This is a genomic window from Bacillus sp. FSL P2-0069 (assembly GCF_038593315.1).
GTDB classification, from domain to species: Bacteria; Bacillota; Bacilli; order Bacillales; family Bacillaceae; genus Bacillus; species Bacillus safensis.
This window is the reverse complement of the sequence record NZ_CP151984.1, coordinates 3,282,067-3,298,066: the sequence shown is the minus strand read 5'-3', so window position 1 is coordinate 3,298,066 and position 16,000 is coordinate 3,282,067. Positions and strand designations below refer to the sequence as shown.

The following is a 16,000-nucleotide window of genomic DNA, read 5'->3' as shown; positions in this document are numbered from 1 at the left end:
GAGGTGGCTCACGATGCAGTTCCAATTAAGTGATGAACATGAAATGATTCAAAAAATGGTGAGAGACTTTGCGAAAAATGAAGTGGAGCCAACAGCAGCTGAACGAGACGAAACAGAGACATATGATCCATCTATTTTCCGCAAAATGGCGGAGCTAGGTTTAACGGGTATCCCTTGGCCGGAAGACGTGGGCGGAATTGGCAGTGACTATTTAGCCTACGTCATAGCAGTTGAGGAGCTTTCAAGAGTGTGCGCCTCTACAGGCGTCACCCTGTCCGCTCATACATCTCTTGCTTCATGGCCAATCTATACATTCGGAACAAAGGAACAAAAAGAGAACTACTTAAAGCCGCTTGCAAAAGGGCAGAAGATAGGAGCATACGCGCTCACTGAGAGCGGTTCTGGTTCAGATGCCGGCGGGATGAAGACAACGGCCGTCAAGGCAGGCAGTGAATATGTCCTGAACGGGGCGAAAATCTTTATTACAAATGGAGGCATTGCAGATTATTATATTGTGTTTGCCGTAACAGACCAAGAAGCTTCGTCTCGAAATACAACTGCGTTTATTGTAGAAAAAGAGACACTTGGTTTTTCCGTTGGCAAAAAGGAAAGCAAACTGGGCATACGTTCTTCGCCAACAACTGAAATTCGATTTGAAGATTGCCGAATTCATGAAAGGAACCGGCTCGGTCAAGAAGGAGAAGGGTTCAAAATAGCCATGATGACACTCGATGGCGGCAGAAACGGCATTGCTGCACAGGCGGTTGGGATTGCGCAAGGTGCTCTTGATGCGGCGGTTGATTATGCCAAGGAGCGTAAACAATTTGGCAAACCAATCATTCAGCAGCAAGGGATCGCCTTTAAACTGGCTGATATGGCCACAGCGATTGAAGCATCAAGGCTGCTTACTTACCAGGCGGCATGGCTCGAAACGAAAGGCCTCCCGTATGGGAAGGAATCAGCCATGTCCAAGCTCTTTGCTGGTGATACAGCGATGAAGGTGACGACAGAGGCGGTTCAAATCTTCGGCGGGTACGGCTACACAAAGGATTACCCAGTCGAACGATACATGCGTGATGCGAAAATCACTCAAATTTATGAAGGAACTCAGGAAATCCAGCGCCTGGTCATCTCAAGGAAACTGCTAGATATGTAGAAAACAAGCATAGACCGCCTGAACGTGAGGCGGTCTGTTTTCGTTCGTCATGCAGTTTTCAAACGTAAGCGTATTGTTAATGTTCATCCATATCATCATATTATGTTAAAATTAGGGAAAATATCAATATGGAGGTTATGATGATGAACTCAACATTTATGGGCATTTTGGCAATCGTCACGATGGTGATCTGGATCATGGTGTCCGCGGAGCTTTCGAAATCTCCAAAAAAGCAGGAAGAAAAAGAAAACAGCCGGAGAAAACTAATCGTACTCATGTCTGCTGGAATGTTATTCACGATTCCTGTCGTTGTCTCACTCATTCAGAACATCCCATTTTAAAACAGACGAGAAAAAACTGAACGACAAAAAGCATGCCGTACCCACTCTAGGTGCTCCCCGTGAGAAAAATCAAAAATTAACATCAATAAAGGTGGCATAAACTCCCCTAATTTGTTTATAATGAGAGGTATGGTTTGTCGTAAGAATAAGGTATAAATACTTATTATTTCACTGATAAATGGATACATACATGTAATAGAAAGGGAGTGTCTGACCTTGAGTTTGAAAGAATACTCACAGGAACAGCTCAAACAAATGTCTTTAGTTGAACTTGCTTATGAAATTTTCAGAGACAGCAAAACACCAATTACGTTTTCCGAGTTAATAGATGAAATTATCCGTTTGCAAGGAATACAAAAATCCGATCTTGATGATCGACTTGCTCAATTTTATACAGACTTAAATATAGATGGCCGCTTTATTTCGTTAGGTGATCAGAGATGGGGACTTCGCAGCTGGTATCCAGTTGATCAAATCGAAGAAGAAGTTCAGCCAGCTGTGAAAACAAAAGCGAAAAAGAAAAAATCAAAAGCAGCTGTCGTTGAAGACGACTTCGATGAGATCGAAGAGGAAGAAGAAATCGACGAGCTTGAAGAAGACCTTGACCTTGTTGAAGACGACGATGATCTCGACCTAGACGATGATGAAGAAATTGAAGAAGATCTTGAAGATTTCGACGAAGATGACGATGAAGATGATGACGGCTTAACGGAGATTGATGAAGACGATTTAGACGATGATGAGGAAGACAAATAACCCTCTCAAACCGGTCTTCAAAACAGGACAAAACCGTCTTGACTTTCGAGAGCGAACTATGTAGTATGTATTTTGGGCTCTCTAAAAAAGAGTACGTAAAGATACGTTCATTTACGCTCCCTTTCATTTATTTGAAAGGGAGCTTTCTTATTTTTCAAGAGATTTAGGGATACACTCTAAAAAGGATGAAGCTGTGCATGTCTAGACATGCAAGGGTAAAAAAGAGAGGAGCATACGAAATGACAAAGTATATTTTTGTAACAGGAGGAGTTGTTTCCTCACTTGGAAAAGGAATCACGGCTGCATCGTTAGGCCGCCTTCTGAAAAATAGAGGGATGGATGTCACCATTCAAAAATTCGATCCATACATCAACGTAGACCCAGGGACAATGAGTCCATACCAGCACGGTGAAGTTTTTGTCACAGATGATGGTGCTGAAACAGACCTTGACTTAGGTCACTACGAGCGTTTCATTGATATTAACTTAAATAAGTACAGCAACGTCACAACTGGTAAAATCTACTCTACTGTTCTGAAGAAAGAGCGCCGCGGTGACTACTTAGGTGGAACAGTACAGGTCATTCCCCACATTACAAATGAAATCAAAGACCGTGTGTACCGTGCCGGAAAAGAAACGGGTGCAGATGTGGTCATTACAGAAATCGGCGGAACAGTAGGAGATATCGAATCCCTTCCATTCCTTGAAGCCATTCGTCAAATGAAGAGTGACATCGGCCGTGAAAACGTGATGTACATTCATTGTACCCTTGTTCCTTACATCCGTGCAGCAGGTGAATTGAAAACAAAACCAACACAGCATAGTGTGAAAGAACTTCGCAGTCTTGGTATTCAGCCAAATGTCATTGTGGTCAGAACGGAAATGCCATTGGCACAAGATATGAAGGACAAAATTGCGCTATTTTGTGATATTGATACAAAAGCTGTTATCGAATGTCAGGATGCAGACACGCTATACTCCATTCCGCTTGATTTACAAAAACAAGGGCTGGACAAGCTAGTATGTGAACATATGAAACTTGACTGCCAAGATGCGGACATGACGGAGTGGACAGCGCTTGTTGATAAAGTGCAAAACCTTTCGAAACAAGTCACAATTGGTCTTGTAGGGAAGTATGTTGAGCTGCAAGATGCTTATATTTCTGTCGTTGAATCACTTCGTCATGCTGGTTATGCGTTTGATGCAGATGTTCAAATTAAATGGATCAATGCAGAAGAAGTGACAGCAGAGAATATCGCTGATTTCGTACAAGATGTGGACGGCATTATTGTTCCTGGAGGCTTCGGAGACCGCGGAGTAGAAGGGAAAATCATTGCTACACAATATGCCCGTGAAAACAAAGTGCCATTCTTCGGAATCTGCTTAGGAATGCAAGTGGCATCTATCGAATACGCGAGAAACGTATTAGGCCTTGAGGGAGCTCATTCAGCGGAAATTGACCCTGAAACAGCATTCCCAATCATTGACCTTCTTCCAGAACAGAAGGATGTAGATGATCTAGGCGGAACACTTCGTCTCGGTCTATACCCTTGTAAATTAAATGAAGACTCAAAAGCATTTGCTGCATACAATGACGAAGTGGTCTACGAACGCCACCGCCATCGCTACGAGTTTAATAACGAATACAGACAGCAAATGGAAGCAGCAGGCTTTGTCTTCTCTGGTACAAGCCCAGATGGACGTCTTGTTGAAATTATCGAGCTGAAGGATCACCCTTGGTTCCTTGCTTCTCAGTTCCACCCAGAATTCGTTTCAAGACCGACAAGACCACAGCCATTATTTAGAGATTTCGTTGGTGCTTCACTTCAAGCATCTGAATCAAAATAAAACAAAAAACTGCCGGGAATATCACTTCTCGGCAGTTTTTTTATTCATATTCCTCGACGATTTCCTTCACAGTAAACGATAGAGCGTGGTAGACGTATAAGCAGGTCATTAAAGCAGGATAACCAAACCTTGTCCCATCTTCAGCGGGCACAAGAGGTTTCTTGAGCTGGAAATCAATGTGGACATCACAATGCTCTTCAATCGTAGACGGCTCCTTTTGTGCCGGCCCTACACCAACAACGGGCGTACCTTGTTCGTGCAGTTCTTTTGCAAGAGATTGAATTTCTTGATCTTCTGGGTCTGAATAAAATAGCAGCACCCTGTCACTTGGATGAAGTAAGCTGCGCTCCTTTTGATCGAGCGGCAGCACCTTCGCACCTGGAAACGGCTCCTTGCTTTCAGATGCCTCTAGGGCGACAGCAGCCAGTTCATTCTTTCCGTGAAAATAAACGGCATGTCCACTGACAACAGCCTGTGCAAGAAGGCGTGCACCGTCCTCAATCGCTTCAGCCTGTTTTTCTCCAATACGTGAAAAAATACCTGATAACTGGGTCGTAAAAATTTTTAACAAGACTCATTTCCTCCTTCGGTCAGATCATTTTATAATAGAATATAAAGAGAATATTAGGAAAAATGCTCAGAAAATGTCGTAAAGTAAACTATTATAATTAAAGGAAATGTGAAAATCAAACAGAATTATTTAACAACAGCTCTTTTTATGGCGAAAAATGAAAGCAATGGGGTGTAACAGATGAATGAGAAAATTTTAATTGTCGATGATCAGTACGGTATTAGAATATTATTGAATGAAGTGTTTCATAAAGAAGGCTATCAAACCTTCCAAGCTGCCAATGGACTACAGGCATTAGATATTGTGAAAAACCATAGACCGAACCTTGTCCTGCTTGATATGAAAATCCCCGGAATGGATGGTATCGAAATTTTAAAACGGATGAAATTAATTGATGAAGACATCCGTGTCATCATTATGACAGCCTATGGCGAGTTAGATATGATCCAAGAATCCAAAGAACTCGGTGCATTGACGCACTTCGCTAAACCTTTTGATATTGATGAAATCCGAGATGCTGTCAAAGAATACCTGCCGCTTGAAACAAATGGCTAGATGGAAATGATTGAATCGAGTCATTCTGTTGCCGATTTGTCGAATAATTGGTATCCTAGAAAGGAAGAAGAAAGCGATCTGACTTTGAAAGTTTACATATGGCGAGAAATTCTGGTCATGCTAGGGTGGAGAGCTTTTTTTAGCAAGCAAATTAGCTACATAGGGAGGATTTTTCATCATGCCTTTAGTTTCAATGACAGAAATGTTGAAAGACGCAAAGGAAAAAGGTTACGCTGTTGGACAGTTTAACTTAAATAACTTAGAATTCACGCAAGCGATTTTACAAGCTGCTGAAGAAGAGAAATCTCCTGTTATCTTAGGAGTATCTGAAGGAGCAGGACGCTACATGGGCGGCTTCAAAACAGTTGTCGCAATGGTTAAAGCGTTAATCGAAGAATATAATGTAACAGTTCCTGTTGCGATTCATTTAGATCACGGTTCAAGCTTTGAATCTTGTGCAAAAGCGATTCATGCAGGATTTACTTCTGTCATGATCGATGCTTCTCACCACCCATTCGATGAGAATGTGGAAACAACTGCGAAAGTCGTTGAACTTGCACATTTCCATGGTGTGTCTGTAGAAGCTGAACTTGGAACTGTTGGTGGGCAAGAAGATGACGTCATCGCTGAAGGCGTTATTTATGCTGATCCAAAAGAGTGCCAAGAGCTTGTAGAACGCACTGGTATTGACTGCCTTGCACCTGCATTAGGTTCAGTACATGGTCCGTACAAAGGTGAACCAAACCTTGGTTTCGCTGAAATGGAAGAGATTGGTAAAACAACTGGTCTTCCACTTGTTCTTCACGGCGGAACAGGTATCCCAACTGCTGACATCAAGCGTGCAATTTCACTTGGTACAGCAAAAATCAATGTCAACACTGAAAACCAAATTGCTTCTGCGAAAGCAGTACGCGAAACACTTGCTGCAAAAACAGAAGAGTATGATCCACGTAAATATCTTGGACCAGCTCGTGACGCAATTAAAGCGACTGTTATCGGCAAAATGCGCGAATTTGGTTCTTCTAACCAAGCATAATTTGATGAGAACCGAAAGCCGCCTGAGTCACAGGCGGTTTTCTCCATATCTTGAGAAAGCGCAATCAAATTTACATTTCAGACAATTTATTGATAGGAGAGTGGCACAGTTATGTTATTTTTCGTAGATACAGCGAATATTGAGGACATCAAAGAGGCGCACGAGCTTGGCATTTTAGCAGGCGTCACAACAAACCCTAGTTTAGTAGCGAAAGAAAAGGACGTATCATTCCACGACCGCCTTCGCGAAATCACTGACGTGGTATCAGGTTCTGTCAGTGCAGAAGTGATTTCCCTAAAAGCAGAGGAAATGATTGAAGAAGGAAAAGAGCTTGCTGCCATCGCACCGAGTATCACAGTCAAAATTCCAATGACTACAGATGGCCTTAAAGCTGTCAAAGCATTAACAGACCTTGGAATTAAAACAAACGTCACATTGATTTTTAGTGCAAATCAGGCACTTCTTGCAGCTAGAGCTGGTGCGACGTATGTCTCTCCATTCCTTGGCCGCTTAGATGACATTGGCCAAAATGGTCTTGATCTCATCAGCGAAGTGAAAACTATTTTTGATGTTCATGGATTAGATACACAAATCATTGCTGCATCCATTCGTCATCCGCAGCATGTGACAGAAGCTGCGCTTAGAGGTGCTCATATCGGCACAATGCCGCTGAAAGTCATCAAGCAGCTGACGAAACACCCATTAACGGATGCAGGCATTGAGCAATTTTTAGCAGACTGGAATAAATAAGTGATTGTGGCAGGCGGGATTGTCTCTCGTTTGCCGCAGTTTTCCTTATAAACGCTAAGAAATGTTTTGTGCAAAGAAGAGAACATCACAGCCTCGCAAAGCTTCGATTATTTTTCTTCCGACAAATTTCGTTTAACCTGTATTCTTTCTCTTGATATTGGCTAAATTTTGGACAAGACCTTTTAAAGCGCGACATCCACAAACAGTATAACTCCAACAGTGATCTTCTTTAAGAAGGGAGACAAATATGGAAAAGTTAAACATTGCCGGCGGTGATCCCTTGCGCGGGACCGTACATATTAGTGGTGCGAAAAATAGTGCTGTGGCACTGATTCCTGCCACGATTCTCGCTGATTCTCCAGTAACCATTGAAGGCCTTCCGCATATATCAGATATCGACACATTACGGGATCTGTTAGAAGAAATTGGCGGAAAGGTCACTTTTGAAAAAGGTGAAATGGTTGTTAATCCTGTTTCCATGATTAGTATGCCGCTTCCTAATGGAAAAGTGAAGAAACTGCGTGCATCCTATTATTTAATGGGCGCCATGCTGGGCAGATTTAAGCAGGCTGTCATCGGACTGCCAGGAGGATGCCACTTAGGGCCTAGGCCGATCGATCAGCATATCAAAGGCTTTGAAGCACTTGGAGCCGAGGTGACAAACGAGCAGGGTGCAATTTATTTGCGTGCTGAAAAATTAGTCGGAGCCCGGATTTATCTTGATGTTGTCAGTGTAGGTGCGACGATCAACATCATGCTGGCAGCCGTACTGGCTGAAGGAAAAACCGTGATTGAAAATGCTGCAAAGGAACCCGAAATTATTGATGTAGCGACACTGCTTGCAAGCATGGGGGCCAAAATCAAAGGTGCGGGTACCGATGTCATTCGAATCGAAGGTGTAGAATCTCTTCATGGCTGTAAGCATTCAATCATCCCTGACCGCATCGAAGCAGGAACATTTTTAATAGCTGGTGCAGCGATGGGGGATGAAGTTGTACTTGATAATGTGATCCCAACTCATTTAGAATCAATTACGGCGAAACTTAGAGAAATGGGGTTCACCATTGAAACGAGCAACGATCAGATGCTGATCGTTGGCAGAAACGAAGGACTCAAGCCTGTCGATATCAAAACCCTTGTGTATCCGGGCTTTCCGACTGACCTTCAGCAGCCGATGACGGCGCTGTTAACAAAAGCGAAAGGCACGAGTGTGGTCACAGATACGATCTACTCAGCACGCTTTAAGCACATTGACGAATTGCGCCGAATGGGTGCAAACATGAAGGTCGAAGGAAGATCTGCTATTATTACCGGACAAACGCAGCTCCAAGGAGCAAAGGTCAAAGCAAGTGATCTGCGTGCAGGCGCTTGTCTTGTTGTCGCAGGGTTAATGGCAGACGGTGTGACCGAAATCACAGGGCTTGAACATATAGACAGAGGATATAGTTTGCTTGAGAAGAAGCTTGAAGGCTTGGGTGCAACCATCTGGCGTGAAAAGCTGAATGACCAAGAAATAGAAGAACTTCAAAATTCATAAGGCTTTGACTGTGAGAGGAGATTTGGACAAAAATGGAAAGAAGTTTATCGATGGAACTAGTACGGGTGACAGAAGCAGCAGCATTAAAATCTGCCCGTTGGATGGGAAGAGGATTAAAAGACGAAGCGGATGATGCTGCAACAAGTGCAATGCGTGATGTATTTGACACCATTCCGATGAAGGGGACAGTGGTCATTGGCGAAGGAGAAATGGACGAAGCACCAATGCTTTATATTGGGGAAAAGCTTGGGAACGGATATGGACCTCGCGTGGATGTCGCTGTTGATCCATTAGAAGGAACAAACATTGTGGCAAGCGGCGGCTGGAATGCCTTAGCTGTCATTGCAGTTGCAGATCATGGCAATCTGCTGAATGCACCTGATATGTACATGGATAAGATCGCAGTAGGTCCAGAAGCGGTAGGCTGCATCGACATTGAAGCGCCTGTCATTGATAATCTTCGCGCTGTTGCAAAAGCAAAAAACAAAGATATTGAAGATGTGGTTGCAACGATTTTAAACAGAGATCGACATGAGAAAATTATTGCTGAACTGAGAGAAGCAGGAGCAAGAATTAAACTGATCGACGATGGTGACGTTGCAGGAGCCATTAATACAGCATTTGATCACACAGGTGTTGATATTCTATTTGGTTCAGGCGGAGCGCCTGAGGGTGTCCTTTCTGCTGTTGCGTTAAAGGCACTTGGTGGCGAAATTCATGGTAAGCTTCTTCCTCAAAGTGAAGAAGAACTCAGACGCTGTGAGAAAATGGGGCTGGATGTTGGGAAAGTCCTCAGAATGGAAGATCTCGTAAAAGGAGATGACGCCATTTTTGCAGCGACAGGTGTAACGGACGGCGAATTACTTAAAGGTGTTCAATTCAAAGGCTCTGTTGGAACAACACATAGTGTTGTCATGCGTGCGAAATCAGGTACGGTTCGTTTCGTAGACGGCAGACACAGCTTAAAGAAAAAACCGAATCTTGTCATTCGTCCGTAATCTGAAAGCGGGTATTCATTACCCGCTTTTCATATAGGTGTCAAATGTATATCATTTTCTTTTAAAAGTTGAATATTCTCTGCAAATGAGGTAAAACTAAAGAGTGCTGCGAAATTTTCTGCGAATTTACTTCTTTTAAGCTTCAACAAGTTTAAATACTGCCGCATCATGACGATATACTCATTATCCTTCTCTATGTTGACAAAGCTCTATTTCACATTGTTCCTATCTTTCACGATAAAACGAGTGGGAGCGTTACCATCAGAGCGAGGTCATTCCAACAACAACGGAATTAAAAGCTAATCAAATACAATGGTCATGCATTTGTAAAGAAATACATTGACTAGAAAAGTGTGGTGTCCATATTGAAAGATGTTTCGATTTCATCTTTGGAAAATATGAAATTAAAAGAGCTGTATGAGTTAGCAAAGCGATACAAAATCTCTTATTACAGCAAACTAACAAAAAAGGAATTAATTTTTGCCATCTTAAAGGCGAACGCTGAGCAAGAGGATCTCTTATTTATGGAAGGGGTTCTTGAAATTATTCAGTCTGAGGGATTTGGTTTCTTAAGACCGATTAACTACTCCCCAAGTTCTGAAGACATTTATATTTCAGCTTCACAAATCAGACGCTTTGATTTACGAAATGGAGATAAAGTGTCTGGAAAGGTACGACCTCCAAAAGAAAATGAACGCTACTATGGCCTCCTTCATGTAGAAGCGGTAAATGGGGACGACCCAGAATCAGCAAAGGAACGTGTTCACTTTCCTGCACTCACACCGCTATTTCCTGACCGCCAAATGATTCTTGAAACACAGCCTAATCACCTGTCTACTAGAATTATGGACATGATGGCGCCAGTTGGATTTGGACAGCGTGGTTTAATCGTTGCACCGCCTAAGGCTGGAAAAACCATTTTGCTTAAAGAAATTGCCAACAGCATTTCTGAAAATCACCCAGAGGCAGAGCTGATTGTCCTTTTGATTGACGAACGCCCAGAAGAAGTAACAGATATCGAACGTTCTGTTGCAGGGGATGTTGTTAGTTCAACCTTTGACGAAGTACCGGAAAACCACATTAAAGTAGCAGAGCTTGTCTTAGAGCGTGCTATGCGTCTTGTTGAACATAAGAAAGATGTCATCATCTTAATGGACAGCATCACAAGGCTTGCTCGTGCATACAACCTTGTGATTCCGCCAAGCGGCCGAACGCTTTCAGGCGGTATTGATCCTGCGGCTTTCCATCGTCCAAAACGATTCTTTGGTGCTGCGCGTAACATTGAAGAAGGCGGAAGCTTGACGATTTTAGCCACTGCACTTGTTGATACAGGATCACGTATGGATGACGTGATTTATGAAGAGTTTAAAGGAACTGGGAACATGGAGCTTCATTTGGACCGTTCTTTGGCCGAAAGAAGAATTTTCCCTGCGATCGACATTCGCCGTTCTGGTACGAGAAAAGAAGAACTGCTTGTGCCAAAAGAGCATCTTGATCGTTTATGGGCGATGAGAAAATCGATGTCAGATACACCTGACTTCGCTGAGAAGTTCATGCGCAAAATGAGAAAAACAAAGACAAACCAAGAATTTTTCGATATTTTAACGCAAGAATGGAAACAAGCCAATATGTCTGCATCAAGAAGATAGCTTCCCTGAAAAAATACATTTGCAATCATAGACTCACACTGTTATAATTTTATCATGTGCGTTTCAGAATTTATTTCTGAGATATTAACTCTGTTTCCGAATTGGATTCAGGGCGGAAGGAGATGACAGTAGATGAAAACAGGAATTCATCCTAACTACAAAAAAGCTACAGTCAAATGCGCTTGTGGAAATGAGTTTGAAACTGGATCAGTAAAAGAAGAGGTACGCATCGAGATTTGCTCTGAGTGCCATCCTTTCTATACAGGCCGTCAAAAATTCGCTTCTGCTGATGGACGTGTTGACCGCTTTAACAAAAAATACGGTCTTAAGTAATAATAGATACAATAAACAGGCAGGAATCCGTTCTTGCCTGTTTTTTTACGTGGATTGATGGAACTTTAAAACGGGGGAGAAGACCTTATGTATGTGATGAAACAAAGCGGTTGGCTTGAAGTCATCTGCGGCAGTATGTTTTCTGGAAAGTCGGAAGAATTGATTCGGAGAGCCAAAAGGGCCACCTTTGCCAAACAAGAAGTAAAAATATTCAAACCAGCAATTGATAACCGATATAGTACAAGCTCAGTTGTGTCACATAACGGTTCATCATTAGATGGGATTGCAGTAGCCTCACCAAAAGACATAATAACGCACATATCAGAAAGAACCGATGTCATTGGCATTGATGAGGTGCAATTTTTTGATGAGACAATCATTGACATTGTCACTCAATTGGCTGACCAAGGCTACCGAGTCATTGTTGCAGGCCTGGATCAAGACTTCAGAGGAGAGCCATTTGGTGTTGTTCCGCATTTAATGGCATGTGCAGAGCTTGTAACAAAACTTCAAGCAGTTTGTTCGGTATGCGGCTCCCCAGCGAGTAGAACACAACGCTTGATCGACGGTAAACCCGCATCCTATGATGATCCTATTATTTTAGTAGGTGCGCAGGAATCATACGAAGCACGATGCAGACATCACCATGAAGTACCAAGACTTGATGTTGGTACAACACTTGACAAATAAAAAATAGCAAATGCCGCTGTGTTTCGTTTTTCGAGATTTTGGCTGAACACCCATCATTTGTACTTAAATAAATTAAATAACACTACGATTAAATTATCTAATTTTCAACGCTTGCGTTTTGTCATAAGCAGGCATAAAATGACTAACTGTAGTGTAAAGCATTTAAACGAAAAGTTCGATTTCTTGTCATAATTTTTTTGATTAAGGATTTTTCTCCTTAATCGTTCTTTGGATTAATAGTTCACTTTATTTATATTTTAGAAAGAGGGTAGTTTTTGATGAACAACGTGAAGAAAACAAAAGAAGGGTACCTCGAAACCACTTTGACAGGTAAAGATGTATTATCGATTCCAACGTTGAACAAAGGCGTTGCTTTCTCTGAAGAAGAAAGACAAGAGCTTGGACTAGAAGGCTTACTACCTCCAACGGTTCTAACTTTAGAACAGCAAGCAGAAAGAGCGTACAAGCAGTTTCTAGCTCAGCCGGATCGTCTTCGTCAAAACGTATACTTAAGTGATTTGCAAAACCGTAACGAAGTATTGTTCTACAAGCTTCTAACAGAAAAGCTTCGTGAAATGCTTCCAGTTGTGTACACACCAACTGTTGGTGAAGCGATTCAAGAATACAGCCATGAATACAGAAGACCTCATGGTGTCTATCTTTCAATCGACGATATTGACGGAATCGAGAAAGCATTTGAAAACTTGCACGCAACTGCTGGAGATATTGACCTCATCGTTGCAACTGACTCTGAGAGTATTCTTGGAATTGGTGACTGGGGTGTTGGTGGTATCAATATCGCAATCGGTAAATTAGCTGTTTACACGGCTGCAGCAGGTATTGATCCTAGCCGCGTGATTCCAGTTGTATTAGATGTTGGAACAAACAATGAAAAATTATTGAATGATCCATTATACATCGGGAACCATCACAAACGTGTACAAGGTGAAAAATACGAAGAATTCATTGATGCTTATGTGAAAGCAGCACTTAAATTCTTCCCGAAAGCATTGCTTCACTGGGAAGACCTTGGAAACAAAAATGCGCGTAACATCATGAAAAAATACAACGATAACATCTTAACGTTCAACGATGATATTCAAGGTACTGGTGCCATTACTTTAGCGGGTGTTCTTGCAGCTGTCAAGAAAACTGGTACTGAATTGAAAGATCACCGTGTTGTCATCTTCGGAGCTGGATCAGCTGGTATCGGAATTGCAGATCAAATGCGTGACACAATGGTTCTTGAAGGTCTAACAGAAGAAGAAGCAAACAATGCATTCTGGACATTAGACTACAGAGGATTGCTAACAGATCAATTTGAAGATGAAGTGCTTGATTTCCAAAAACCATACCTTCGTACTTCTGATGAAGTAGAAGGCTGGGCACGCGATGAAAAAGGACAAATCTCATTTGCTGAAACTGTTCGCAGGGTGAAGCCGACGATCCTTATCGGTACATCAGGTCAAGGCGGCGCATTCACTGAAGAAATCATTAAAGAAATGGCGGCTCATACAGAGCGTCCAGTGATCATGCCGATGTCTAACCCAACACCGCTTGCTGAAGCTGTGCCAGAGGATCTATTCAAATGGACTGACGGCCGTGCGCTTGTTGCAACAGGAAGCCCGTTCGAAAACGTTGAGTATAACGGAATTGAACATGAAATCGGACAATCAAACAATGCGTTCGTTTTCCCTGGACTTGGTCTTGGTTCAATCGTAACAGAATCAAAAATCATCACAAAAGGCATGTTCGTTGCTTCTGCGAATGCAATTGCTGAAATGGTTGATCATGAGAAACCAGGTGCTGGTCTTCTTCCAAGTATTGATAAATTGCAAGAAGTGTCAATTCATGTGGCTGTTGAAGTAGCGAAAGCAGCAATTAAAGATGGTGTCGCTAGAAGAACACCTGATAACATCGAACAAGCTGTGAAAGACGCAATGTGGATTCCTGAATATAAAAAAATTGTAAGAGCATAATAAAATGTGTAACGCGGCATTGCTTCGGGTAATTTAAGCAATGCCGCAATAAAAAAAGAAACACGTAAAGGATTTAAGGAGGAAGAGTAAGGTGGACTTTTTAAATATTTTGATCCTCCTAGCACCGATTTTTTTCGTTATCGCGCTGGGTTGGTTCGCAGGGAACTTCGGCAGCTATGACGCTAAATCTGCAAAAGGTGTAAGTACACTTGTTACAAAGTATGCTTTACCAGCGCACTTTATCGCCAGTATTCTGTCAACACCAAAAGATAAATTCTATAGTCAAATTCCATTTTTCGTTGCATTGATTTTCGGAATCGTTGGTTTTTATATCATTATCCTTTTAGTTACAAAATTTGCTTTTAAATATGATTTAACAGATTCTTCTGTTTTCTCATTAAACTCAGCACAACCGACCTTTGCATTTATGGGGATTCCGGTCTTGGGCAGTTTATTTGGGGCTCAAGAAGTCGCAATTCCGATTGCGATTACCGGAATAGTTGTAAATGCATTGCTTGATCCAATTGCTATTATTGTGTCAACTGTCGGTGAAAAAACAAAAGGAAAAGCCAAAGAAGGCGAAAGTTTCCTGAAAATGACGACAAAAGCAATTTTGCACGGTTTATCAGAGCCGCTTGCACTTGCGCCGTTAGCCAGTATCATTCTTGTTCTTTTAGGATTTAAACTTCCTGCAATCGGACATGAAATGTTAGAGGAAATTGGCAGCGTTACATCAGGGGTTGCGCTATTTGCAGTCGGTGTCACTGTTGGTATCCGAAAAATTAAATTAAGCTTGCCAGCCTTCAGTATTGCATTGCTAAAAGTAGCTGTACAACCATTACTTATGTATTTTATTGCCGTTCTTATGGGTCTTTCGGCTGATGAAATTACAAAAGCTGTATTGCTTGTTGCCTTCCCAGGTTCAGCTGTTGCAGCGATGATCGCAACACGATTTGAAAAACAAGAGGCGGAAACTGCATCCGCATTTGTGATCAGTGCCATCATGTCACTCATCACATTACCGATCATTATTGCACTTACCGTATAATATAGTAGAAAGGCTGCCTATCGAGGCAGCCTTTCTTAACGAAATGAATGAAACAGAGGGAAGAGTACACGCTTTTTTTTGATGTCAGGGTGTGCGATTTCCTTTTTTTCTTCTACTTGTGATGGTTGTTTCAAGGTTGCGGTGAGGCGGTCAAATTTAGTGGATAAATCTTCAATTTCTCTGCGGTGCTGAAGCAGCTGATACGATACACCTTCATCTGCTTTTTTAGCCAATTTCCGTTCAAGCTCTTGCAGGCGGTCTTCTGCATCATTGACGTGTAATAGCTGCTGAATAAGCTCTTTCACCTGTTTTTCTAATGCTTCAATCCGTTGTATGGAGACATCAGTTTGGGCAGCAGGTGCTGATTGACGGACGGTTTCCTTATGGATTGGCAGTTGAATGTCTTGGAGGATTACACCTTCACTCATCTGGTGTTTGACCTCTTTGAGCAGCTGTACAATGTCTTCATGAAATTCATAATGTCCAAGTTCATTCCGGGCGACAGGGATGTTGAGCTGTTTGACCCAACGCTGAATCGTCTTTGAAGAAACACCAATTTCCTTTGCAACCTCATTTGTATTCAAACCAAATGCCCTCCCTTTTTTCAATTACAAGTACCATTCTCTTTAAGGAGGACCTGTTCCTTCACGTTAGACAAAACAAGTAACCAATCGCCAAAGATCGTGTTTTCTAGCGAAAAATTGCAGTAAATCAATTGTTTTGGAAATTTTTTTGACTGTCATACCCCGCTATA

General features: G+C 42.1%; 16 protein-coding genes. 14 read left to right on the top strand and 2 right to left on the bottom strand.

Annotated elements, in window-relative coordinates:
• Positions 1 to 13: 13 nt before the first annotated feature.
• From NSQ34_RS16920 to pyrG, 4 genes are all read left to right on the top strand, one after another.
• Positions 14 to 1,156, top strand: coding sequence for an acyl-CoA dehydrogenase (locus NSQ34_RS16920; RefSeq protein ID WP_176967147.1), 1,143 nt, complete (start codon positions 14 to 16; stop codon positions 1,154 to 1,156).
• A 143-nt stretch (positions 1,157 to 1,299) separates the two neighbouring features.
• Positions 1,300 to 1,497 (top strand): hypothetical protein, encoded by a 198-nt coding sequence (locus NSQ34_RS16915; protein ID WP_034281233.1) that lies wholly within the window; start codon positions 1,300 to 1,302, stop codon positions 1,495 to 1,497.
• Positions 1,498 to 1,713: 216 nt separating this feature from the next.
• Complete coding sequence (gene rpoE / locus NSQ34_RS16910) at positions 1,714 to 2,253, top strand: DNA-directed RNA polymerase subunit delta (RefSeq protein WP_034281231.1); 540 nt, start codon at positions 1,714 to 1,716, stop codon at positions 2,251 to 2,253.
• A gap of 239 nt (positions 2,254 to 2,492) precedes the next feature.
• On the top strand, positions 2,493 to 4,100 hold the full coding sequence (gene pyrG, locus NSQ34_RS16905) for a CTP synthase (glutamine hydrolyzing) (RefSeq protein ID WP_034281230.1): 1,608 nt from the start codon (positions 2,493 to 2,495) through the stop codon (positions 4,098 to 4,100).
• 40 nt (positions 4,101 to 4,140) lie between these two features.
• Here the strand turns inward: pyrG and NSQ34_RS16900 are convergent, their stop codons facing one another.
• A complete protein-coding gene (locus tag NSQ34_RS16900; RefSeq protein ID WP_046312941.1) occupies positions 4,141 to 4,671 on the bottom strand; it encodes a DUF2529 domain-containing protein in 531 nt (176 codons plus the stop codon).
• A gap of 180 nt (positions 4,672 to 4,851) precedes the next feature.
• Between NSQ34_RS16900 and NSQ34_RS16895 the strand changes: the two genes are divergently transcribed.
• The 10 genes from NSQ34_RS16895 to NSQ34_RS16850 all read left to right on the top strand — a co-directional run bounded on the left by NSQ34_RS16895 (position 4,852) and on the right by NSQ34_RS16850 (position 15,246).
• On the top strand, positions 4,852 to 5,226 hold the full coding sequence (locus NSQ34_RS16895) for a response regulator (RefSeq protein WP_003214681.1): 375 nt from the start codon (positions 4,852 to 4,854) through the stop codon (positions 5,224 to 5,226).
• 178 nt (positions 5,227 to 5,404) lie between these two features.
• Positions 5,405 to 6,262 carry a class II fructose-bisphosphate aldolase gene (locus NSQ34_RS16890; RefSeq protein ID WP_024423748.1) on the top strand — a complete coding sequence of 286 codons (858 nt, stop codon included), beginning with the start codon at positions 5,405 to 5,407 and terminating at the stop codon, positions 6,260 to 6,262.
• Positions 6,263 to 6,373: 111 nt separating this feature from the next.
• A complete protein-coding gene (gene fsa, locus NSQ34_RS16885; protein WP_342500969.1) occupies positions 6,374 to 7,012 on the top strand; it encodes a fructose-6-phosphate aldolase in 639 nt (212 codons plus the stop codon).
• 247 nt (positions 7,013 to 7,259) lie between these two features.
• Positions 7,260 to 8,549: a UDP-N-acetylglucosamine 1-carboxyvinyltransferase gene (locus tag NSQ34_RS16880; protein ID WP_024423746.1), complete on the top strand. Its 1,290-nt coding sequence runs from the start codon at positions 7,260 to 7,262 to the stop codon at positions 8,547 to 8,549.
• Positions 8,550 to 8,581: 32 nt separating this feature from the next.
• The gene (gene glpX, locus NSQ34_RS16875; RefSeq protein ID WP_012011567.1) at positions 8,582 to 9,547 is read left to right on the top strand and encodes a class II fructose-bisphosphatase; all 966 of its coding nucleotides are present in this window, start codon (positions 8,582 to 8,584) and stop codon (positions 9,545 to 9,547) included.
• Between the two features lie 365 nt (positions 9,548 to 9,912).
• Positions 9,913 to 11,196 carry a transcription termination factor Rho gene (gene rho, locus NSQ34_RS16870; RefSeq protein ID WP_008354975.1) on the top strand — a complete coding sequence of 428 codons (1,284 nt, stop codon included), beginning with the start codon at positions 9,913 to 9,915 and terminating at the stop codon, positions 11,194 to 11,196.
• 132 nt (positions 11,197 to 11,328) lie between these two features.
• Positions 11,329 to 11,529, top strand: a complete 201-nt coding sequence (gene rpmE / locus NSQ34_RS16865; RefSeq protein ID WP_003215407.1) for a 50S ribosomal protein L31 — start codon at positions 11,329 to 11,331, stop codon at positions 11,527 to 11,529.
• Positions 11,530 to 11,616: 87 nt separating this feature from the next.
• On the top strand, positions 11,617 to 12,219 hold the full coding sequence (locus NSQ34_RS16860; RefSeq protein WP_024423745.1) for a thymidine kinase: 603 nt from the start codon (positions 11,617 to 11,619) through the stop codon (positions 12,217 to 12,219).
• 278 nt (positions 12,220 to 12,497) lie between these two features.
• Positions 12,498 to 14,198 carry an oxaloacetate-decarboxylating malate dehydrogenase gene (gene malS, locus NSQ34_RS16855; protein WP_034281228.1) on the top strand — a complete coding sequence of 567 codons (1,701 nt, stop codon included), beginning with the start codon at positions 12,498 to 12,500 and terminating at the stop codon, positions 14,196 to 14,198.
• 91 nt (positions 14,199 to 14,289) lie between these two features.
• Complete coding sequence (locus NSQ34_RS16850) at positions 14,290 to 15,246, top strand: AEC family transporter (protein ID WP_024423743.1); 957 nt, start codon at positions 14,290 to 14,292, stop codon at positions 15,244 to 15,246.
• Positions 15,247 to 15,281: 35 nt separating this feature from the next.
• On the opposite strand, the gene racA is transcribed toward NSQ34_RS16850, so the two are convergent.
• Positions 15,282 to 15,830, bottom strand: a complete 549-nt coding sequence (gene racA, locus NSQ34_RS16845) for a chromosome-anchoring protein RacA (RefSeq protein ID WP_176967148.1) — start codon at positions 15,828 to 15,830, stop codon at positions 15,282 to 15,284.
• Positions 15,831 to 16,000 lie beyond the last annotated feature (170 nt).

What these genes read in the sequence shown, in the direction of transcription:
- NSQ34_RS16920 (WP_176967147.1), top strand. Translation starts at nt 14, where the DNA reads ATGCAGTTCCAATTAAGTGATGAACATGAAATGATTCAAAAAATGGTG.
- NSQ34_RS16915 (WP_034281233.1), top strand. Translation starts at nt 1,300, where the DNA reads ATGAACTCAACATTTATGGGCATTTTGGCAATCGTCACGATGGTGATC.
- pyrG (WP_034281230.1), top strand. Translation starts at nt 2,493, where the DNA reads ATGACAAAGTATATTTTTGTAACAGGAGGAGTTGTTTCCTCACTTGGA.
- NSQ34_RS16895 (WP_003214681.1), top strand. Translation starts at nt 4,852, where the DNA reads ATGAATGAGAAAATTTTAATTGTCGATGATCAGTACGGTATTAGAATA.
- NSQ34_RS16890 (WP_024423748.1), top strand. Translation starts at nt 5,405, where the DNA reads ATGCCTTTAGTTTCAATGACAGAAATGTTGAAAGACGCAAAGGAAAAA.
- fsa (WP_342500969.1), top strand. Translation starts at nt 6,374, where the DNA reads ATGTTATTTTTCGTAGATACAGCGAATATTGAGGACATCAAAGAGGCG.
- NSQ34_RS16880 (WP_024423746.1), top strand. Translation starts at nt 7,260, where the DNA reads ATGGAAAAGTTAAACATTGCCGGCGGTGATCCCTTGCGCGGGACCGTA.
- glpX (WP_012011567.1), top strand. Translation starts at nt 8,582, where the DNA reads ATGGAAAGAAGTTTATCGATGGAACTAGTACGGGTGACAGAAGCAGCA.
- rpmE (WP_003215407.1), top strand. Translation starts at nt 11,329, where the DNA reads ATGAAAACAGGAATTCATCCTAACTACAAAAAAGCTACAGTCAAATGC.
- NSQ34_RS16860 (WP_024423745.1), top strand. Translation starts at nt 11,617, where the DNA reads ATGTATGTGATGAAACAAAGCGGTTGGCTTGAAGTCATCTGCGGCAGT.
- malS (WP_034281228.1), top strand. Translation starts at nt 12,498, where the DNA reads ATGAACAACGTGAAGAAAACAAAAGAAGGGTACCTCGAAACCACTTTG.